Raw genomic sequence first — 21,102 nt, 5'->3', positions numbered from 1 at the left:
ATACTCATTGTTTATAAAATCTACCGCATAGGCAGGTAAAGGTTGCATGCTTGTCCATAAAACAATGGCGACAATCATGCTAACCCATATTCGAACTTTCTTACTCATTTGTTGCTTTTTCTCCCTCCATCATGAAATCCATTCAAAATTATATATGATTATTATCCGTTTTTAAATTATTATTTATATTATTCATTGTTAAACGAGATATAATCATGTAAATTAAGAGAGGAATTATAAGATATAGAGGAGATGGAAAATGTTTGTTCGCTTTTCAAAAGGGGTACGCATCGCTTTACTCGCTACCCTCTTCGTGGCGTTTTGCTTGCCAGTAGGAGTCCTTGCGGAAGGAAAACTTTCTCTCGTTCGCCCAACAGATAAAGAATCCTATACGCCTTCTTTACCATAACCCATTGTTTCTAACTGGAAGGATGGGCTCAAGAACATAGATAAAAAGCAAAGTTCAAGAAAGAAACGTTCTACTGATCCTACTGTTACGACTCAAAGACCTTACAATGAGTAAGAAAGTTCGAACCGATCCGGTTTCGTACAATGGGTACCTACATGCAGGAGAAATCCATTACTACGCGTTTGAAACAACAAGTGAAGGTACCATTAACCTAACCTCTTCAGGAGAACGGAAAGCACCGAATGCTTTTATTTCTTCTTTGGACAACAGCACAAAGACTTACCAAACAGGTAATACACTACGATCGTGAATGTATAACACACTAAACGAATAATATCTAAATCTACGATTTACAGAGAATAAGAGAGATCCACTCAATATTTCGGGGGTTAAGCCGCCTTCATTCACACCTAGCTATTGAAAGGCTTTTGTAGATAACAAAAAACTACCTGGGGTCATTGCTTATTCTGACTATATATATTTAGTACAATTACTATAAATAATCGTCTTAGAAACCCCTTAAATGGGTTGATCATGACATTCTGTGGAATTGATTCTGTTACTCTTCCTTTTACTGATTCCTAAGGTCTGATTTTTCATACATTCGTGTTAGAATATAGGTGTGAGTATATGAGCTAGCACAAATCATGCCTACATGGGTTAAATATGTTAAACATTGTATTAGAGAAAGCTAGAGGGGATTTACACTAAGGAGATTCACATGTCTAATCAAGATTTCATTGTCGATCCGGATTCTAAGGATATTCAAATTGTTGGATCTATACCTATTTGTATTGCTGAACATTTTGAAATCATTTGTGACCTTGAGGTAAAGATGTATCCTGGTTCAATCAAACATTTAAAAAAGCGCCACCCCGGCATATTCGAGCAATATTTCAGTATGATTCCCAACATCATCGGCAATCCTGATTATGTAGGGCGTAACCCCACTGAGCCCCACAGCATCGAATTATATAAAATGATTTCAGATTGCATGTTAATTGCAATCAAGCTAGATCCTAGTGGCTATCTATATCTCGCATCTATGTATGATTTAAATAATCCCCATACCAAGATTTCAAAAAGATTAAAATCTGGAAGGATTGTTAGCTTCCATACATTGCGATCGTCTCTCAAGTAATGTTATAATTTAGTTGTAAATCGCATAGATTAAAGGTGACTATCAGAGGTGGGAAAGGTTCCCCATGCGCTGCTTAAGCAGTTACCAGAGATCCCGGATACGCCGCCCGGGCTGGTAGTCAAAACGTTTTTAAGGGTTTCTCTACATGAGAGGCCCTTTAGTGTTTTAAAATGGTTTCTATGCCGTAATAAGGCTAAGGAAAATGGATAAGGTCGTATTGTGCCTAGCAATTTTCCCTATTTCCGGAGAGATCCGAACAAATACTTCCGAATGGGTGACTGGAATGAGTAATCCTAAAAATCATGAGGATCTAATGGATCTTCTCGAAAGTGTTCCAGGCGTAAAGGAAACTGTGTATAGTTTCTCCAGTATAATGGGAAAGGCAATCTATCAAAGGCGCCTCGCATTGAAATTGGCTCAAGGGGAATTAGCTCAACATGTTCAACATGTTACTGAAGAACCGATGGATCAATCTGTTATCTCTCGAATTGAGGGTGGATCGAGAGAGATTACCTCTGAAACCTATGATCGTGTGCTAAGAGCAATCGGTTTGAAGGATTTAGAGCTTAAGTTTGATAGCGATGCACTCTAGGTACCTCCTCTCATTCACAGCAGGCAGTAGGACTTCGCTAAAGCCATAAACCAAAAAAAGACCCTCAATAAGGGTCCGATTGATTCCCATGTTTCAACTGGGTCAATCATGACAATTCCCTCCAGCTCCAATGAATTCTCACATCTGCATAGGTTCAATTCCAAAAGAACTCCACCATTCTTCCTCAACAGGAAAAATCATCCGATGGTCTTATACTCGATACACGGTATTGTCTTGTCTATCCAGAACGATGATTTCTGGATAGACAAGACGATTCATCACAACATATTTAAAGCATTCAAATTCATCAGCCATAACGATAGTGGGCAATGGATTTTTTTCCTTGCAAAACAGTAAATTCGATATTTCCCGCTTGGCCCTAGTTCAATCATGATGATTCCTCCTATCAATAGAAATGAAAAACCACTATCAATTCATTTGAGAATTATTCCAAAACCAAATATAATTTATTTAAAACCCTAGAGGATCGAGCAAGCTCGTCTAGAGGCTGTAAATAATTGATTACTATTCTATTTTCCTATCATTTTCTTTATTTCACGGTAAATATTAGGAAGATTTATTTCAAAGCCATTCCCCTCATACTTTGTAACTGCTACTGCTCCACCTAAGAGCTCTTCCCGTTCCTCATCAACTCCATCTACAGAAACAACTGATTTCTGAAGAATGGTGGCATCGATGAACTTTTGTTGTTGATAAATTACCGATCTTTGATTTTGTATCATCTCTTCCTTAGACTGCGCCAATGCATTTACAAGCATGAGTTGACCGTTTAGATGTTGAATATTCGCAATAAGTTGCTGTTCCCTAGGATTTGTCTGTACTTGCATATACGGAGGCGTGTGTACTGGTAATTGCAAATAGATATCTAAAGCTCTAGCAATTTGCTCCAATGCAGTTGATTTCGATGCTGGAGTTACTGAAAAAAGGACATTTCCAGCCTCATGATGTATGTCTGAAGTAGCTTCAATACCTAACTCCTCTAAAAACTGTGAAAAATAAACAAGATATTGCTCACATGGAACACGAACATGCTCTGGAAAATCAAATAACCTTACAACTGCTGTATCTTGCTTCACTCGCGAATGTAATATCGAAAGTATCTTATTTTCTATTTCTTTAAGATACGTCACTGCTTCATCCATAAAAAATTGAATTGTCTGATTAACATCAAAAATATCAAATGTTACTGCGTGGTAATGCTCTTCTTTTTCGTTTATCCATGCAGCATTATATTTACTATCACTAATGAAATCATTCATCAATTCTATGTATTCTGATATACTCCATGAATTTTTCCATAAATCCCACTTAAAATCAAAGCGAAATTCTAAGCCACCGCTTTCTCCATATATCCCACTATTATCATATACTTGTACTACTATATCACTTATAAATTCATTTAAACCAAACTCCTTTCCTTTTGCCAAATAGCGTATAAACGCTATCTCTTCAGAAATATCGGAAAAGCTATATTCGCAAACCTTTTTAAAAATAAAATCATCATAGATAGTCATATAGCCTCCTGGACCTAACATACCTTGTTCACGAGTTAATTCTATTCCCCTTACAACAAGAGATCCTGCTTCATTTATATATATCATTTAGGCCTCCACATTCCATAGTTTTATTGGAACGTACCAATTTCAAATCCATAATCACCATTTCTTAGGAGCTGGAGAAAAGAATTTATCAGGCTTTGCTTTTAATAGTGTATCCAGCGGCTTTTGATTTTCATTGTTTGTCCAGCCACTGGGATTCTCACCTTTTTTAGCTTTCAACCATTCTCCACGTTTACCGCTGACCTTTAACCATGACATTCAATGTCCTCCTAAAGTTTGATATAAATTAATATTCTGTTTCTATCATTGATTTCCTTCCCATTTTATATAAAATGGGATACTCTACATATATCGTGATTAATACATAGCATTAGAAGCGTCTGAAAAATAAATATTTGTGAGAACGAAAATGAATAGAGTATACAGCTTTAATGAACTACCACAAGCAAGTTTAGTTGTAGACGTGTTGTATCAAGGAGGAGTTTCTAAGAATGCTGGAGACGAACCCATCTGCAAAATTATGGGCTGTGGCAATTCATGCCCACCCCCCGAAAAGATATATTAGGGGTCCCGACAAAAAGTTAGCATTTTCTGTCGGGACCCCTATATTAAAAATATAAACTAAACAAGCTGGATTTGATATTCTTGAAGCCAACTATTAATCTGAAGAAGATACTCTATTAAACCTTTTGATTCATCATCAGTGATGATTTCATCAGTCCCTTCTGCAATAGCTCGAACTCTTTCTATATTAATAAGTGAAAGAATAGGAGATGTATCGTCATTTAATACGTGTTGCATCCACTCACGAATTCCTTGTAAATACGTAGTATCCTTTGTACTGGGATAAGCACTTTTTTTACGGTAACATACATCGTCTGGAAGTACGGTTTGGAAAGCTCGACGTAAAATTCCTTTTTCAATATTATCAATACTCTTTATTTCAAATGGAACATTCCAAAGGTATTCGACAAGTCGATAGTCACAGAATGGCACACGTACTTCGAAACCTGTCATCATACTCGTACGATCCTTTCTCTCTAACATAAACGGTAAAAATCTTGTAATAAACATATACGACATTTGACGTTGTTTCATCTGTACATCATTTTCTCCATCTAAAAAGGGGATTTCACGAACAGCTTCTTGGAAACGTTGTTTTTGATAGTGAAATGGACTGATTTTTACTTGTAAATCTTCTGATAAAATGTCTGTGATATAAGAAGAATTTACACCCCAAGGAAACATTTCTGCTTGTAAAAATTCTTCTTGATGGAACCATGGGTACCCTGAGAACACTTCATCTGCTGATTCTCCTGAAAGTGCTACTGTAGCATCTTTTTTCATTTCCTTAAACAGCAGATAGAGAGAAGTTTCCAGTTCTCCAACACCTGGTAAATCCCGAGCTCTCATTGGAATTAACAAATTCTCAACTAATTTTTCCGCACCCAACTCGATAGAGTGATGCTTTGTTCCGACATGTTCAACTACACGTTTTACCCAAGGTTCATCCCGGTCACGACGAAGAAAATCTTCTTTAAAATCTCGCTCTTCATTCGTAAAGGTGAGTGAATAGGTATGAAGTGTCTCCTTATTCTTTTTAAATTCATTCCCTGCTAAACCTGTTAAACCACTAGAATCTAATCCTCCAGATAACATGGATACCACAGGCCTATCAGCAATTAATTGTCGTTGCACGGTATCTTGTAGAATAGAGCGGATCGTTTCAACAGTAGTATGTATATCGTCTGTATGCGTTTTACTGTTTAGTTTCCAATACTGTTTAGTTTCTGCTTTATTAGAAGTAAACAGTACATAATGGCCCCCACGCACCTCATGTATCCCCTTAAAAATAGCATGACCAGGTGTACGTACCGGTCCAAGACAAAAGAGTTCAGCAAGTCCATCTGTATCTACTTCTGCCTTTACAGAGGGATGAGCAAGTAAGACTTTTAATTCTGATCCAAAAAGTATCGAAGTGCCACGTTGAGCATAAAAGAGCGGCTTTACTCCTAAATGGTCACGACCTAACATAAGACGCTGGCGCCTCTCATCCCAAATACCAAAAGCAAAAATACCATTTAAGTGTTGTACGCAATCTTCTTCCCATTCTACATAAGCATGGAGTAATACTTCCGTGTCTGATTTTGTTTGAAAGATATGTCCTTTTTTTTCAAGTTCAATGCGAAGCTCTTGATAGTTATAAATTTCTCCATTAAATGTTAGCGCAATGGTTGCATGGTCATCTTTATATAGCATTGGCTGTAGGCCACCCTCAGGGTCAATAACAATAAGGCGTCGGTGCCCCAATGCTGCATGTTTTGAAAACCAAAACCCTTCTGCATCGGGCCCACGGTGTTGAATAGAGTCTGTCATGTTTTTTAAAATATCTTTTTGATTGGAAATGTCCATTGTCCAATCTATCCATCCTGTTATTCCACACATATCAAATACCTTCTTTCCATTAAATTAGTAATCATTCAAATATTTTGAAGTGAATCAAATAAAAAATAAAGAAATATTCTTAGATTTGGTATTCCTATTAACTTTGTTCTTCTCTGTACATTGTAACTCTATTTAAAGTGTATTAAAATTTATATATATTTAATAATAATTAAGTACAACTTAATAAGAAGGTGTCACTATGAATTTTGAACAACTGAAATACATCGTGGAAGTAGCAAAAACGGGCTCATTCACCAAAGCTGCAGTTCAATCTCACGTTACATTATCAGCAATTAGTCAATCCGTTTCATTACTAGAAAATGAGTTAAGCTTGACTCTTTTTACACGTTCTCGAGGATTAGGTGCAATTCCAACTGCTGAGGGTCATTTAATTATAAAAAAAGCAAATGATATTTTAATACAAGTGGAGGAGTTAAAAAAAGAGGCCCAAATGTATAATAATACGTTAAGTGGTGAACTAAGAATTGCTACAATACCTGGACCAATGCATGGACTCATACATACGATTACACAGTTTAAAGAGATGCATCCGCATGTAAACATAAAAATTTACGAAAAGGGACATAAGCAAATACTTAAAGACCTTGAGAATGATAAAATTGATATCGGATTCATTGCGTTTTCAGAAAATACAAGCCAAAGAACTCCTACATTCTTATTTAATAAAATGCTCAATGTTAAAATAGTCGTGGGAGTAAATAAGAATTCCCCACTTGTACTAGAAAAAAAGATTAAACCTGAACAAATAGCGAATCAGACTTTAGTCTTATATGATGATGAATATATTCGAGATAGCGTTGACAATTTATTTTCGAAGCATGCAAAAGTAAATATCCTATTTATTTCAAATAATATACAAGCCATACAAAATGCTATTAGGCAAAACTTAGCAATTACGATTGGTTTGACTTATTCATTCGAAGATCCTATCCTACATTATCAAAATGAAATTGTTTTTATTGAACTAGACGTCCCTAATTTTTCTCCATTGTTTTACGGGTGGGTACGTAGTCATGATAAAAGGCCCTCCAACATTTTAAAAAGATTCATGAATAACATGCAACTGTAGGATCACTATGTTCAGGTTTTATTTTAGATAGATATATGCCCCACGTTTACCGAAAACAATGAATACATTTCAACTAGCACCACAGGTAGATATATAACGGTTGTGTCGCAAAGTATACTTTTTGAAATAGATTGCAGAACAGAAGTGTCCGTTTGTAGATACTCTCGCATATGCAATAGTAAAGGGACAAACCGTCACTCTATTTTCTTCCAACCTAATTTGTATAAGTCATGAAGTAATTCGTAAGCAGAATCTTGATGAATCACACTCAATACGGAAATCAGGCGATTACGCCACTTTTGATTCTTGATCTTCTCCTGCCATTCATGATGCAAAGTTAGGCAACATTCCAAGCTGTGTGTGTCCTTCTTATACCTTTCTTTGACCCGTAGTGTAAGCCAGTCATCTTCATCTAGAAACGTTGTCCGATTTCGAAATGGGTAAACTAAGTGATCTTGATACATCACCTGATCTTGCAATGAGTTTTGTCTAAGACCACATCGTTGCAGCGCCTCTCTCCATCTGGCCTTGTGTGGTGCTACTGATAAATAGTTTCGATACATTTCTTCATTCCGTTCATAGACCTCTACTTTCGCTCTGATATAGGGAGCATTTACTAATTTCGCCCATACAATGCGATGTGTACCATCATACGATCCATAGTATTGATCCATACTAGGATAATATCGCAAGGGTATCTGATATTCTTCCAAGGCAAACGATTCAATGAATGCATCTCGCCCTTTTGTCTCCAACTCCTCCTGCAGTGACTTAATCCGATCAGGCTCCAAGCATCCCGCCTGATATGTCAGATGTTCCCACCATGATCGATCACGCTCCATCCGGCCTATGGGGAGTCCCATAATTTTATCCACGGGAACAATTCGTATTTCCTCTATGCTCATGTCAAAACCAATTTGAAGATCCTCGTCTAAAATTCAGATACCATCTCACTTTTTAAGTATGAGATCCGATCGGACAGCCCTATCTGATTTAATACATCACTCCATCAAAATATCCAATCCATCCGATCGAATGAGCTTCTTCTCACCGATCACTCCGTTGTTCGAATCCTTCACCATTCCTAGCTCAAATCCTGATTTAACAACCATTTTTTGACTCTCCAAAAATATCTTTATCTAATCGTGAGAAAATCTGCATTTTATCTTTATAACTTTTTTGTATGATTATGAAAATCAGATTAGGAGGAATATGACTTGAATACCTATAAAAGAGTAGCTGGAATTCTCTCAATAACTTTAGTAGCAGCTATCGTTAATACGACTATACCCGCAGGTATCGTGAAAGCAAGTACTTACAATTCCAAAGTGGATGCGAAACAAAAGGATAATCATGGGATTGATACATCCACTGATTTTGGAAAAAAAGCAAAAAAGAACTTAACAGCCCTCCAAAAACAAGCATTAGAGAAAGGTAAAACGGATTTCAGTAAATCAGAAGATTATTCTGATTATATGGCTGTCTCGTTAGTTGAATTCCAAGATAAAAAGCATAATCAAATTAATCCAAACAATTCCTTTTACACCAAAGATTTTAATCAGAAACACTATGAAAATATGCTATTTAAATCTGGAGTCTATCAGACCTCTGAAGGAACCAGTATGCCGACGATGAATCAGTATTATAAAGAACAGTCGGGAGGCTCTTGGTCTATGCAAGGAACAGTTGCTCCGTGGATGCAGGCCAAACATAATATAGGCTACTATAATCAAATGGGAGGTCACTTCAAAGATTTTGACGGATTTAAAGAGTTAACAAAAGAAACTCTGACACAAGTTGGTCAATCCATTAGGGGGAATGAGGAGAAATACGATCAGAGAGATCCTTATGATTTAGACGGGGATGGAAATGTCATGGAACCCGACGGATTGTTGGATAGCTTGTCAGTTGTTGTAGCAGGAGCTGAGAAGGATCTAGATGTGGTGCCCCATATGGATACATTAAAAGATCCTGTACCAATACCAGGGACTTCTCTGAAAGCCTATGCATATATAATGGTTCCGGAAGATTCTCCTGTTGGTATTTTTACACATGAATATGGTCATAATCTAGGTTTGCCCGATTTGTATGATTTAGATAAAGGATCTCCAGTGGGTAATTGGTCTCTAATGGATATGGGTGCAATGAATGGAAAAGTAGAGGGAACCGAGCCAATTGGCTTTGATCCATGGTCTAAAGTGTTTTTGCAGGCTATCTATGGTGGAAATTGGATTAAACCAATTGAAGTGGATTACAATGATTTAAAGCAGAAGAAAGAAATTTCGTTAAGTGAGGCTGTTAGTGATGATCCTTCACGAAAAGTAATCAAGGTAAACTTACCTCCAGTGGATAAGGATGGCACCAAGTATCCTAATTATTACCTCATTGAATGGCGAAGTCACAATGGATTAGACAAAGGATTGTCTAAAACATTTCAAGGGGCGACTTACGATCCAGGAATGCTAGTGTGGTACTATGATGGTCGTTATACGGATAACGCAACAAGTAAACATCCGGGTTATGGAATGATTGGAGTTGTTGATGCTCATCAGCAACTTAAATACTGGAACAATGATAAGTTAAAACCGGCCTTTGAAGCGTTTCAACTTGCTGATGCAGCTTTTGGTCTTCGCAAAACTTCTCCACTTAAGCTAGAGACAGATCATGGGAAATTGGACTTTCCCTCCCAAGAAGGTATCTCTACTTTTAACGATCAGAATGACTACTCATTAAAAGGTATGGAAAGTGTAGGTAAGATTTTACCGAAGTTGGGTCTCCAGTTTAAAGTTCTCAAAGAAAACAAAGACGGAAACGGAGCTAATATTGAGATCTCCAGGGCTAATTAGACGTAGGAAGACCAGATTAACCCTTGCTACAAATGTAAAAAGCCCCAATGTGTAACTACTCCGAAATAAGGCTCCCAGAAAGCTCTACATGGGGTCCCTATAGAAAAACGCGGATAATCCCCTCTAAATTATTAGATGTGTGTCTAATCATTAGAGGGGATTATCCTGCTTTGGACTGACAATTGCTATTCCGAACCTTTTTCAAGGAAGTTTTTTAATGGCTTTTGAAGTGCGTCCACAGCGGCTATGATGATACTTATTGCTAAAATTCCCATTAGACCTAATGATGTAGGACCTGCTGGATCATCACCTGTAACTTTAGAAAGTACCTTTAAGTTTACTAGCCCTAACAAAATGATGAAAATGACTGTAAAAGCACATTTCTTTATAATCTTCAAAGAGTTAAGGGATAATTCAGAAAAAGCATTGCTCTTTTCGATGTAAGTTAATAGCTTATATGCTTGATACAATGCAACAGAAAGCGTAGCACAGAATCCGTATGCACATGCTAAAAAGGGGATAAGGAAGTACGCCGTATCTGGATGTGCTCCTGCATCTCTAATGGCTGCCCCAGGTAACCAGATACACAAAGCAAGTATTGCAACTCCAACCAGAAAAATAATCACCTTTAAGAAAGTGGTTGAACCTCGTTTAACATTCATTTAAAACACCTCACTTATTTAATTACAATATGATTTTACCATGACATTTATCGTTTTACAATATATTAATATTGTTTTTCATTATATATTAAGTTGATAATCCGAAGCGATTTTTTAGGTGTTTCTTACATTATAGAATTCGATATATCTGCAATAGTCCTTTTCGAGTCATAGACACCAAGGCATTGGCGCATATTCGACAGCTCACTGGTAATACTTAAAAAACAGACAATACAAACCAATATATAGAAAAAAATGTTGAGGTCATTTAAACATGTTATTTATTGATGAAATCGATCCAAAAACATTTGTAAACCAAATAGTAAGCACCTTTCAAAATCCCCCAGATCTAGTGAATCACATCTTTGTTATATCCCCGAACCTTCACGGTCACTGTGTTTTTATTGAAACATTAGTCGATAAACATAAGATTGAACATGAATTGCTTCACTTCTTATCCGAAGAATCTATTAACAACGAGTTGCAATCATCCCCTGACATCATTGACATACTACAAACTCGAATCCCGCTTAGTTCTATTACGGAAACCACAGATTTAAACCACTGTGTCCAGAAATTGCTGGATGGATGGTGTTTATTGGTTATCGAATGTACAAAGCAAGCATTGTTGCTGGATATATCCAAGACACCTCATCGCAACGTATCGGAACCTTTGATGGAATCCACCGTTCACGGACCACAGGAAGGGTTTACGGAAAGTATTGAAATCAATTTGGCCCTCCTCAGAAAACGAGTAAAAAACATTCATCTGCGAATTGAGCAGTTCATCATTGGTACCGAAACGGAAACGAAAGTCAGGATACTCTACTTAGAACACCTTGCTCCAACAGACGTGGTGGATGAATTCCGAAAGCGTATCCGTTCGATCCAGATAGACAGTATTTTAGATAGCGCCTATGTAGAGGAATGGATCCAGGATAGAACAATCTCCCCTTTTTCTACCTTGTTAAAAACAGAAAGACCTGATGTTCTGGCATCTCATCTGTTGGAAGGACGAGTGGGTGTACTCGTTGATGGAACTCCAGATGCATTAATGGGTCCAGTTACTTTTTTTCAATTTTTTAGTGCACCGGATGATTACTATCAAAGAGCTCATATTGCCACCCTCCTTCGATGGTTAAGGATTCTCTCTTTTATTCTGGCTATACTCGTACCATCTCTCTACATTGCTGTTCTTACTTATCATCAGGAGCTTCTACCCCATTCTCTCCTCATCAATCTTTCTGCTCAGCGAGAAGGAGTTCCTTTCCCTACACTGCTAGAAGCTATTATCATGATGATCACGTTTGAAGTGTTGCGTGAAGCAGGTCTTCGTATGCCTCGGATCGCAGGCCAGGCTATCTCCATCGTTGGTGCGTTGGTATTAGGAGAAGCAGCTGTTGTAGCAGGCCTCGTTGCTGCGGCGATGGTTATTGTCGTATCCATCACGGCTATTTCCAATTTTGTAGCACCGTCTTATAAATTCGGTATCACGCAACGAATTCTCCAATTTTCCTACATGGCACTCGCCGGCTTTATGGGGTTGTTTGGTGTATTGTGTGGTGTGCTATTTACGGTTGTACATCTGGCTTCCATTAAATCATTCGGTGTTCCTTACCTCTCCCCACTTGCTCCTTCTAAATTTAGGGATTGGAAAGATGTTTTTGTGAGAGTACCTCGTCCATGGATGAATACGTATCCCCAAGTAACCAGAAAAAAACGAAGGAGAAGAATATGAAGGAGCTAAAAAAAGGCATCATGATCATGATGACAGGCATTTTGCTATGCTGTACAACCGGATGTTGGGATAAGAACGAGCTGAATGAATTAGCGATCGGTGAGTTGGTGGGTGCAGATAGGGACCCGGATACAGGTAAGCAGACTGTATATTACCAAATCGTGAATCCGGAGGCAGTTGCTGCACAAAAAGGGGGCGGTATTAAGGCTCCGGTGTATACGTACTGTGTTCAAGCGGACAGTACATCGGAGTTAGGAACAAAAACGGCTAATCTTTTACCAAGAAAGCTTTTTTCTGATCACTATCAGTCTGAAATCGTGACGGAACGTTATGCTAAACAGGGATTGAATTCGTTGCTTAACTTTTTCGAGAAGCAACACAATCGGCGTTCCAACCTTTACTTATTCGTTACGGATTCACCTCTCTCTGAAGTGATGATGACTTATCTTCCATTGGAAAGGCTACCGGGACGCTCACTACGATCTATTATTGAAATCCAATCCAAATTAACTGGACGTTTAAGCAGAAGGGTGCGTATTAAAGATTTGGTTGAAAATATGGAATCTTCTAGGCTAACCGTCATGCCCATGATCAGCCTAAGTGGGTCCAGTCCATCACCCACCACGGACAGATACGAAAAGATTGAAGCAAATCAAGGAAACCTCATATTTAGCGGAGGTGCTGTGTTTAAGAACGACCGAATGATCGGGAAGTTGCCGTTAAATCAAATGAATTATTACTTTATATTGAAAGGAGAAAGTGAGGTATTTATGGAATCGTTGACGATTAATAATCGCACAGTGGACGTTCAAGCAATTAAACCAAAAGTCCGAAGGCGCTTGGATCTTATTTCCGGTGAACCTGTTTGGAAAGTCGATATCAGTACAAAGCTCTCGCTTGTGAACAATGAGCAAAAGAATGAATTAACGTTGGAAAATTTGAAGATGATCGAAGAAAAATTTAAACAACAAGTGTTTCAGAAAGCGACGGAATTCTATCAAGAGTCCATCAGCAAAGAATGGGACTTATTTGGATTAGAGGAAAAAATCAAGTACCAGAACGGAAAAGAATGGGATGATATGAAAAAAAGGGGTATTGCATGGGATAAAACCAAGCTCCAACTATCCATTAAAAGTGAAATCACCGATATTGGTCAAACCATCAATCCGTATGTGGGGGATAATGATGGAAACAGCTCGAATTAGCACTTGGCAATTTTTTATATTAGCACTTGGATATTTGCTAGGAACTTCATTTTTTTTTCGTATTGGAGGACTTATTTCCATTGCAAAACAAGATGCGTGGATGATTCCCCTATGGTCAGGAATAGCAGGTGTTCTATTAGTCCTTATCTGGATAAAACTTGCTAACTATTATCCAGGAAACACCATCATCCAGATCTGCATTCAAGTAGCTGGAAAGGGATTCGGAGGATTCATTGCACTATTGTATATTGGATATTTCGTACATCTGTCTGCTTTAATCACTCGAAATCTAGGTGATTTCATGAAAATAAACCTCATGCCACGTACGCCTATAGTCGTATTTCATGTCATGTTTCTTCTCGTTATCTGTTACGCTGTTACAAAGGGAGTAGAAACAATCTCCAGATCAACAGAATTTTTGTTTCCTCTCGTTACGGTGACATTTCTCCTCATATTTTTTATTGCTCTTTCCGAGTGGAACTGGGATCGATTCCAAGGAATGTTTCATATGAACATCTGGACGACCATGAAAGAGACTCGGTCACTAATTGGTTTTCCTTTTATGGAGGCATTTGTTTTGATGATGCTATTTCCATATGTCAAAAGCAAAAACAGAATCAAAGTAAGTTTTATTCTAGCAAATGTTGTTACTGCGTTATTGCTCAGTTTAGGTGTTTTTTTCACAATAGGAGTGCTCGGTGTTACGCGGGCTTCCCATGAAACTTACTCTTTATTTGTCATTGTGCAAGAAATGCACATAGGGACTTTCTTCGAACACCTAGAATCGACTATTGCACTCATTTTGCTGATTGTTATTTTTATTAAGCTGAGCATTAGTTATTATTGTGCAGTATCAGGGTTGTGCCAATTGTTTCAAGTGAACAATCGATCATGGCTTTCCATTTCTCTCATTTTATTAGTCTCTGGACTTTCATTAGGATTTGATAACATTCTAGAAAATATTGTATTTAATAGAGAATACTACTTTGAATACATGCTGCTCTTTGCTGTCATTTTCCCCTTACTTTTCCTTTTCTTAACATGGATGAAAAAAGGTAAGGAGAAACGAAAGGTGGTTGGCTCTCAAGCATGATATGGTTCATCCTTTTTATTGCAGTAGCTCTGGCAACCAGTATCTTCATGATGGTGAAACAAAAAAAGAGTACGAAGGAGATTATGTTGTTCTCAACGATCGTATTGCTCGGTTTCGCTGATTGGATAAGTATTTTCTTAGAAAGGAAGTTTAACCCCAATCATTGGATTGCTAGCTTTATTGATTGGATCTCTCTATAAGGACAGCATCCCCTAGTTTCACATAAAAAAAGCAAGGAGTTCTATGTTCTAGAACCCCTTGCTTTTGGCGATTCAAGAAATCGGGATGATCGATACGACTTCCTTATTCATATATGAGTTGCAACACGCTCACTTAATTGTCCATCCTTAATCATCAACACTCGGTCACATAAATCAAGTACTCGTTCATCATGAGTAACCATAATCGCAGATTTGCCTCGTGATTTTACTTCCTTAGCGATCATTTCTACGATGTCTCGACCACGTTTAGAGTCGAGACTGGCGGTGGGTTCGTCAGCGAGGATCAATTCGGGGTCGTTCATCCATGCACGAGCGATGGCAACACGCTGTTTCTCTCCACCCGATAACTGCTCTGGATAATGATTTCGACGATGGAACAAACCCACTCGCTCGAGCAACTGATCTGATTTTTGTTTGGCTTCTTTCTCTTTCTTTCCTGCTAACTTAGACACAAGTAATAGCTGGTCTCGTACAGATAAGAACGAAACGAGATTAGAGGATTGAAAGATAAATCCGATTTTCTCTAAGCGAACCTGTGCCATCTCATTTTTGGTAAATTTTGTTACATCTTGATTATCGAGCAGGAACCGACCCTCGCTAGGTGACAGTAAAGCGCCCATAATTGATAGTAAAGTACTTTTCCCTGAACCTGATGGACCGATAATCGCCACAAACTCCCCTTTTTGGACGTGGAGAGAAACTTGATCCACTGCCTTAACAAAGGTAGCACCTTCTCCATACCACTTGCTGATATTCTCCAACACGACTTTCCCGCTCATTACTCCACCCTCCCGATTGCTTCTACTGCATCAATTTTTAAAATCTGATAGAGCGATAACAGAGACCCGATGATCGAAACAATAAAAAACAATCCTGAGAACAAAGCAATCGTTCCAACTTCTAATTGGAATGGGACACTGGATGAAATAAGAGCTTGAGCACCGTATGAAAGTCCTATGCTACACAAGATAACGAGTACGATAATAAACAGCATCTGCACCACTAGACTTCGTGTAAGCTTCGCAGTACTCGCCCCGATTGCTTTTAAAACGCCATACATGCTCGTTTTTTGTAAGGTGATAACGTAAAAAAACACAGCTTGCACAAAAGAAGCAATAACAAATAGGAATACCATCATCATATTTAATGTACTTTGCTCTTCTTTATATCCAGGGATGTTTTGCAGAGCATCCGCTTTCGTAATGATGTCGATATCTTTTACTTGGCTTTGTAATGTATGGATATTGAGCGAATCCATTTTTACGGAAATAGCATTATAATAGGTTGTTGTTTCGGCAGTTTGCTTTATCGCAATGGACTTCCAATCATGTAGGTTCATAAACACAACAGGCGAGTGACTATACATCTGACCCTTTGTAAAGCCAACTACCTGCCACTTTTGATCAGTATCTGGGTCTTGAATCCAATCCCCTATGTCAATTCCTTTTTCACTAAGAGATTGATCGACAACCACTTCATGTTGTGCATCATTCCTTAATTTTTTCCCTTCTATGACATCAGGGGCTAGAAACCCATTTGCATCGGTAGCAAAGACGGCAATATCAACCTTATGGTCTGTTCCCTGTTTCACGATCGAAAGCATCTTTTGACCAAAGGGCGTTACTTCCCCAGGACTGGAAAGCTTTTGAATCTCAACCCATTTTTCTTCTGAGATTCGAGAGCGATTTAGTTTTTTATCTGCATTGGGCTGCACGATAAAATGAGTTGCTTTTATATTTTGAAAGGAAGAAGCATTTTCTGAAGACAATCCATTGGCTAAACCCGATATCAGAAACACTAACCATGTGATGAGAACCATAATGATACTAATGAGCAAGAAGCGTAGTTTCGAATATTTGATTTCTCTCAGAGCCAGAAACATCTTAATTTCCTCCTCTATCTCGACTTTCTGGCTCCATTATAAATTCGAATTATGAACATCAAATGAATAAAAAGTTACACTGGGAGTCGGATGAGAAATTGAGCTCCTTCCCCTTCCTGACTCGTAACCTCAATCGAACCTCCATGCATATCGATAATCTTCTTGGCAATGGCAAGCCCAAGTCCAGTACCTTGCTCATTTCTAGTCCTTGCTGCATCTACCTTGTAAAAACGATCAAAGATATAGGGCAGATTTTCACTCGGTATCCCGATTCCCGTATCAGCAAACAACACCTGTACCTCTTTTTGATCGGAATTGGATGAGGTAATCTTCACCACAACTGTGCCGTTTGGATCGGTAAATTTTACACTATTGGTAATCAGATTGCTCCACACTTGATAAAGTAGTTTGGGATCTGCATGAATCATCGTCTGAGGGAGCTCCATCTCAATGGTTAGGTCCTTTTCCCTCCATTGCCATTCGGACATAAAGATCACTTGTTTGATCTGATCAGATAGATCAAAATCCATTTTCTCTATGGATCCTCCTTCCTTATCCAGAGATGCGAGGGTTAGCAATTGTTTGCTTAACACGGATAACCGATGGCTTTCACTCTCCACAATCTCCAAATAACGCTGTTGCTGCTCCCTAGTAAGATCCTCTGTCTGCAAAGTTTTCGTAAATCCTTGAATCGAAGTAAGTGGAGATTGAATCTCGTGAGACACATTGGAAACGAATTCTTGCCTCATTTCATCTAGATTTTTCACACTTTGCGCCATCTGGGAGAAGGTATAAGCTAATTTCCCGATTTCATCTTTACGCTGGGTTGGCAAATAGAGATCATACTCGCCCTGGGCTACTAATTTGGTAGCATGTGTTAAATCTCGGATTGGTTTTACCACATAGTGCGTACTGATCAAAACAAACAAAACACTTAATCCGATAATAAGAGCGATCAGAACAGCAAAAAAGATACGCATCTCTCCAAATTGGTACCCAATATCAGGGCGGAGAAAGACCGCTTGTTGCTTGCCATCTAATTTAATTGGCATGCCTATCGTGTTTCGCAATTCATCATCAAAGAAACCCGTTACAAATGCCTCTTTAGGAAACTGCTCAATTCCATGATATACCTCTCCTCGTAAAACCTGATCGACAGTAGAAGAGGAGAGATGATTCATCCGAAAAGGCTTTCCAAAAAAGGTTGGTTCTTTTCCTTCATCGAATAAGGCAATCTGATAGCCCAGCTGCGAAATATGCTGCAGATATTTATCTAGTTGAATTCCGGGATTATCGTGATGAAACGACACAATGGTTTGAGTCATCTGGGTAATCTTTTGATCATTAAACGATTTTAACTTTATCTGGTAATAGAGATTACTCCCTAAAAAGGCAACAAATCCACTGACGATCATGATGCAGATCGTGGTGATGGTAAACCGAGAATAGAGCGTCTTCACTAGGATCTTACCTCCATTTTGTACCCAATCCCGCGTACGGTTTTAATGGTAAAGTCATCTGTCTTCGCTTCAAATCGCTCACGCAAACGCTTAATATGTACATCAATCGTCCGTACGTCTCCTACAAAGTCATAGCCCCACACCAATTGAATCAATTCATCCCTAGTAAAAACTCGATTGGGATAACTGGCTAGTTGAGATAATAGTTCAAACTCCTTCAATGGAAGAATGATAGAGTTTCCCTTGCATCGAACCTCATAACTTTTGCGATCGATCATCGTTTCACCAATTGTAATAACGTCAGAGTGAACCATCGAATAGCGACGAAGCAATGCCTTTACACGAAATAAAACCTCCCGTGGTTCAAACGGTTTGACGATATAGTCATCTGTCCCACACTCAAACCCTTTTTCCTTATCCTGCAACTGATCTTTAGCAGTCAACATAATAACGGGGATGTCATAGAAATCACGTATCTCTTTACACAGCTCGTATCCATTTTTTCGGGGCATCATCAAATCGATAATCGCTAAATGAATCTGCTGTTTCTCTAGAATCTCGATTGCCGTCTCCCCATCTCCAGCTTCCCACACGTTTAACCCTTCTTTTTGCAGATGAAACCGAATCAATTCGCAAATATGAGCATCATCATCTGCGATTAATATATGAATCATAGATATCCACCTTTTTATCAAACATATTGGAGTGTTCCTCTAATCCTTTTCACTTCTCTTTTAGTATATAAAATGCTTAAAGCCTCTCAAAGCTATTACCTTGAGAGGCTTATTTTTATAACCAATGTATATCACCATTCGTCTGTCTGCCCATTACAAATTGTCTTTTTAGTATGAGTCTGTACGTGTTTGAAAGACCCCGTCACTATTAGGGAGATAGTACTCACCGGAAGCATAAGATGTCCTAGGATCTAGATTATACACCATAGGAGTATAGCAAAATGTCTGACCATTAAGCACTTCACCATTGCCTCCAGCCGATTCGCAACTAAACCTTTTCCCATCTGTATTCCGAGTGATAAATGCATTCGCTTTCCAAGGCCAGACGATAGGCTTAAACATAGTGATTCTCGCCCAGGCTGTCTTACACATATTACTAAATCGTAATTCCACGATACCAATATTTGAGTTATCAGGACCTTTTAGATATGAACTTCTTTTTGTTTCGACACTGCCATCACAATTGTTATATGAGGGGGTTTTCCCATCATAAGGATGGTCTTCAGCAAACACTTCCAGATTAAACGTAAAGCTACCCGTAAACAACAGAAATAGAGAGAGAAAAAACGTTTTTTTATTCAAGAAAATCTTCTCCTTTTTACATTGATAGCTCACCGCTACCAAAATATGTAATATTTCCAATATTTTGTAATTATTAATCAAAACAACATAACTGTCAAGTAGTACTCACCCTCTTTCTTCATTACACTTAGTATTTCAGTTCTTTCTCACGATTTCCTTTAATTGATATTGTAGAACAATAAATAAACAGGCAAGGGATTCCTCCCAACGTCCACAAGATCGCTTAAGTCGTCTCGTCCCTAATCCTTTTCATAGGTAGACAGTAGAAGAACCCGATTTCCGCTTCATAAGTAAGAAATGAGAATCGGGTTAGAGATAGCAGTATAATTCATATTTTCACCCTGAGCAAACTGTTAAATAGAAGGTAAGAGATTTTTCAGCCAGCTTAGTTAGCAATGCTACAAAATCATCAGGAATTCCAGTGTCATCATATTTTTGGAGCGCTTCATAGTAAGCCACTCGTTCCTCAACCGGCAGGATAACAGGCGGATAATCTTGCTTCATTAGCTCTAGATTTGTAATAAGCCTTGCAGTCCGTCCATTTCCATCGATAAACGGATGAATACGAACGAAATCACAGTGAAGATACGCAACCTGTTCTAGTGGATGAAGCATGCTCCATTCTCTGTAATACTTCTGGATTAGCTGTTCCATTTGTATGGAAACTTCCCACGGCTGGGGTGGTAAATGGTCTCCAACCGTAACAGGAACACCTCGATAACGCCCCGCATCATTCGGACGAATCCGGTTAAGTACGATTGCATGGATTTGCTTAATCTGGAACTGACCTGATATAGTGAAATTGTAACACCACAAAGATTAGACGAGATATAATGAAAGCAATAGAAAGAACAAAATCCGAAGGAACATCAATTCGTTCATTTCTATGATGTTATAGAATGAACAAGCAAATAAATTTCAGACAAAGGCAAATTCTAAGAGTATGAGATTAGTCCTAGAGAAACGGGTGAAGAACAATGCAAAGTTTGTTCAGATCATCCAACAAAATTGGGCTTATTTGCTTGGTAGGAACCCTGTGATCAAGCCTCTCTAAGGAATATTTAGTCTTGAACACTCCCGCCACCTACGCTGAAAAACGCTAAGAGGTGGGGGATTCTTGGGTAGTCCTTGGCACTCCGAGGAAGTTTACCAAGCTTACACCGTAGTTCCTACGGCTATTAATCTTAAACCTTCTTTTAGAATGTTGGTGGATGCGTTGATGTCCCGATCATGGTGTTCCTTGCATTCAGGACACGTCCACTCTCGTAAATGAAGGTTCTTCACGTCTTTATTGCGATATCCACAACAAGAGCAAAGCTGACTGGATGGGAACGTTTTCCCTACTTTCACAATGGTTCTTCCGAACCATTCCGCTTTGTACTCTAGCATGGATACGAATTCAGCCCAAGAAGCGTCTGTAAT

Annotated in this window: 22 protein-coding genes; 10 read left to right on the top strand and 12 right to left on the bottom strand. The window is 38.5% G+C overall.

The window, feature by feature from the left end; genetic code table 11:
• Window positions 1–259 precede the first annotated feature (259 nt).
• From J2Z48_RS15240 to J2Z48_RS15225, 4 genes are all read left to right on the top strand, one after another.
• Window positions 260–409: a hypothetical protein gene (locus J2Z48_RS15240; protein ID WP_307254919.1), complete on the top strand. Its 150-nt coding sequence runs from the start codon at window positions 260–262 to the stop codon at window positions 407–409.
• Between the two features lie 106 nt (window positions 410–515).
• Entirely contained in the window at window positions 516–719 is a 204-nt protein-coding gene (locus J2Z48_RS15235; RefSeq protein ID WP_307254916.1) for a hypothetical protein, read from the top strand.
• A 411-nt stretch (window positions 720–1,130) separates the two neighbouring features.
• Entirely contained in the window at window positions 1,131–1,550 is a 420-nt protein-coding gene (locus J2Z48_RS15230; protein ID WP_307254914.1) for a PBECR3 domain-containing polyvalent protein, read from the top strand.
• Window positions 1,551–1,752: 202 nt separating this feature from the next.
• Window positions 1,753–2,142: a helix-turn-helix domain-containing protein gene (locus tag J2Z48_RS15225; RefSeq protein ID WP_307254912.1), complete on the top strand. Its 390-nt coding sequence runs from the start codon at window positions 1,753–1,755 to the stop codon at window positions 2,140–2,142.
• 530 nt (window positions 2,143–2,672) lie between these two features.
• On the opposite strand, the gene J2Z48_RS15220 is transcribed toward J2Z48_RS15225, so the two are convergent.
• The 3 genes from J2Z48_RS15220 to asnB all read right to left on the bottom strand — a co-directional run bounded on the left by J2Z48_RS15220 (window position 2,673) and on the right by asnB (window position 6,167).
• Window positions 2,673–3,764, bottom strand: a complete 1,092-nt coding sequence (locus tag J2Z48_RS15220; RefSeq protein ID WP_307254910.1) for a hypothetical protein — start codon at window positions 3,762–3,764, stop codon at window positions 2,673–2,675.
• A gap of 54 nt (window positions 3,765–3,818) precedes the next feature.
• Window positions 3,819–3,980: a hypothetical protein gene (locus tag J2Z48_RS15215; RefSeq protein ID WP_307254907.1), complete on the bottom strand. Its 162-nt coding sequence runs from the start codon at window positions 3,978–3,980 to the stop codon at window positions 3,819–3,821.
• A gap of 363 nt (window positions 3,981–4,343) precedes the next feature.
• Window positions 4,344–6,167 carry an asparagine synthase (glutamine-hydrolyzing) gene (gene asnB, locus J2Z48_RS15210; protein ID WP_307254906.1) on the bottom strand — a complete coding sequence of 608 codons (1,824 nt, stop codon included), beginning with the start codon at window positions 6,165–6,167 and terminating at the stop codon, window positions 4,344–4,346.
• Window positions 6,168–6,366: 199 nt separating this feature from the next.
• Here asnB and J2Z48_RS15205 point away from each other — a divergent pair, with 199 nt between their 5' ends.
• Window positions 6,367–7,257, top strand: a complete 891-nt coding sequence (locus tag J2Z48_RS15205; protein ID WP_307254903.1) for a LysR family transcriptional regulator — start codon at window positions 6,367–6,369, stop codon at window positions 7,255–7,257.
• Between the two features lie 194 nt (window positions 7,258–7,451).
• Here the strand turns inward: J2Z48_RS15205 and J2Z48_RS15200 are convergent, their stop codons facing one another.
• Complete coding sequence (locus J2Z48_RS15200) at window positions 7,452–8,132, bottom strand: hypothetical protein (protein ID WP_307254901.1); 681 nt, start codon at window positions 8,130–8,132, stop codon at window positions 7,452–7,454.
• 342 nt (window positions 8,133–8,474) lie between these two features.
• On the opposite strand from J2Z48_RS15200, the gene J2Z48_RS15195 reads away from it, so the two are divergent.
• Window positions 8,475–10,103: an immune inhibitor A domain-containing protein gene (locus J2Z48_RS15195; RefSeq protein ID WP_307254898.1), complete on the top strand. Its 1,629-nt coding sequence runs from the start codon at window positions 8,475–8,477 to the stop codon at window positions 10,101–10,103.
• Window positions 10,104–10,288: 185 nt separating this feature from the next.
• Here J2Z48_RS15195 and J2Z48_RS15190 read toward each other — a convergent pair whose 3' ends face one another.
• On the bottom strand, window positions 10,289–10,765 hold the full coding sequence (locus J2Z48_RS15190) for a DUF2975 domain-containing protein (RefSeq protein ID WP_307254895.1): 477 nt from the start codon (window positions 10,763–10,765) through the stop codon (window positions 10,289–10,291).
• A 274-nt stretch (window positions 10,766–11,039) separates the two neighbouring features.
• Between J2Z48_RS15190 and J2Z48_RS15185 the strand changes: the two genes are divergently transcribed.
• The 4 genes from J2Z48_RS15185 to J2Z48_RS15170 are packed head-to-tail and all read left to right on the top strand — an operon-like array spanning window position 11,040 to window position 15,001.
• Window positions 11,040–12,503 carry a spore germination protein gene (locus J2Z48_RS15185; RefSeq protein WP_307254893.1) on the top strand — a complete coding sequence of 488 codons (1,464 nt, stop codon included), beginning with the start codon at window positions 11,040–11,042 and terminating at the stop codon, window positions 12,501–12,503.
• Entirely contained in the window at window positions 12,500–13,708 is a 1,209-nt protein-coding gene (locus J2Z48_RS15180) for a Ger(x)C family spore germination protein (RefSeq protein WP_307254892.1), read from the top strand. The genes J2Z48_RS15185 and J2Z48_RS15180 overlap by 4 nt, the downstream gene beginning before the upstream one ends.
• On the top strand, window positions 13,686–14,801 hold the full coding sequence (locus J2Z48_RS15175; protein ID WP_307254891.1) for a GerAB/ArcD/ProY family transporter: 1,116 nt from the start codon (window positions 13,686–13,688) through the stop codon (window positions 14,799–14,801). Before J2Z48_RS15180 ends, J2Z48_RS15175 begins: the two co-directional genes overlap by 23 nt.
• Entirely contained in the window at window positions 14,798–15,001 is a 204-nt protein-coding gene (locus tag J2Z48_RS15170; RefSeq protein WP_307254890.1) for a hypothetical protein, read from the top strand. The genes J2Z48_RS15175 and J2Z48_RS15170 overlap by 4 nt, the downstream gene beginning before the upstream one ends.
• Before the next feature lie 107 nt (window positions 15,002–15,108).
• On the opposite strand, the gene J2Z48_RS15165 is transcribed toward J2Z48_RS15170, so the two are convergent.
• The 7 genes from J2Z48_RS15165 to J2Z48_RS15135 all read right to left on the bottom strand — a co-directional run.
• Entirely contained in the window at window positions 15,109–15,801 is a 693-nt protein-coding gene (locus tag J2Z48_RS15165; protein WP_307254889.1) for an ABC transporter ATP-binding protein, read from the bottom strand.
• A complete protein-coding gene (locus J2Z48_RS15160; protein ID WP_307254888.1) occupies window positions 15,801–16,904 on the bottom strand; it encodes an ABC transporter permease in 1,104 nt (367 codons plus the stop codon). Before J2Z48_RS15160 ends, J2Z48_RS15165 begins: the two co-directional genes overlap by 1 nt.
• A 74-nt stretch (window positions 16,905–16,978) precedes the next feature.
• Window positions 16,979–18,364, bottom strand: a complete 1,386-nt coding sequence (locus J2Z48_RS15155) for a sensor histidine kinase (protein WP_307254887.1) — start codon at window positions 18,362–18,364, stop codon at window positions 16,979–16,981.
• Window positions 18,364–19,044: a response regulator transcription factor gene (locus J2Z48_RS15150; protein WP_307254921.1), complete on the bottom strand. Its 681-nt coding sequence runs from the start codon at window positions 19,042–19,044 to the stop codon at window positions 18,364–18,366. Before J2Z48_RS15150 ends, J2Z48_RS15155 begins: the two co-directional genes overlap by 1 nt.
• Before the next feature lie 162 nt (window positions 19,045–19,206).
• On the bottom strand, window positions 19,207–19,680 hold the full coding sequence (locus tag J2Z48_RS15145) for a DUF2690 domain-containing protein (RefSeq protein ID WP_370872938.1): 474 nt from the start codon (window positions 19,678–19,680) through the stop codon (window positions 19,207–19,209).
• Window positions 19,681–20,016: 336 nt separating this feature from the next.
• Window positions 20,017–20,496, bottom strand: coding sequence for a Fic family protein (locus J2Z48_RS15140; protein ID WP_307254885.1), 480 nt, complete (start codon window positions 20,494–20,496; stop codon window positions 20,017–20,019).
• A 339-nt stretch (window positions 20,497–20,835) separates the two neighbouring features.
• On the bottom strand, window positions 20,836–21,102 hold a 267-nt coding region (locus tag J2Z48_RS15135; RefSeq protein WP_307254884.1), incomplete at its 5' end, for a zinc ribbon domain-containing protein.

The organism is Croceifilum oryzae (genome assembly GCF_030814315.1).
Classification (GTDB): domain Bacteria; phylum Bacillota; class Bacilli; order Thermoactinomycetales; family Thermoactinomycetaceae; genus Baia; species Baia oryzae.
Note: the sequence above shows the minus strand (reverse complement) of the source record. Positions and strands in the feature narration are given on the sequence as shown.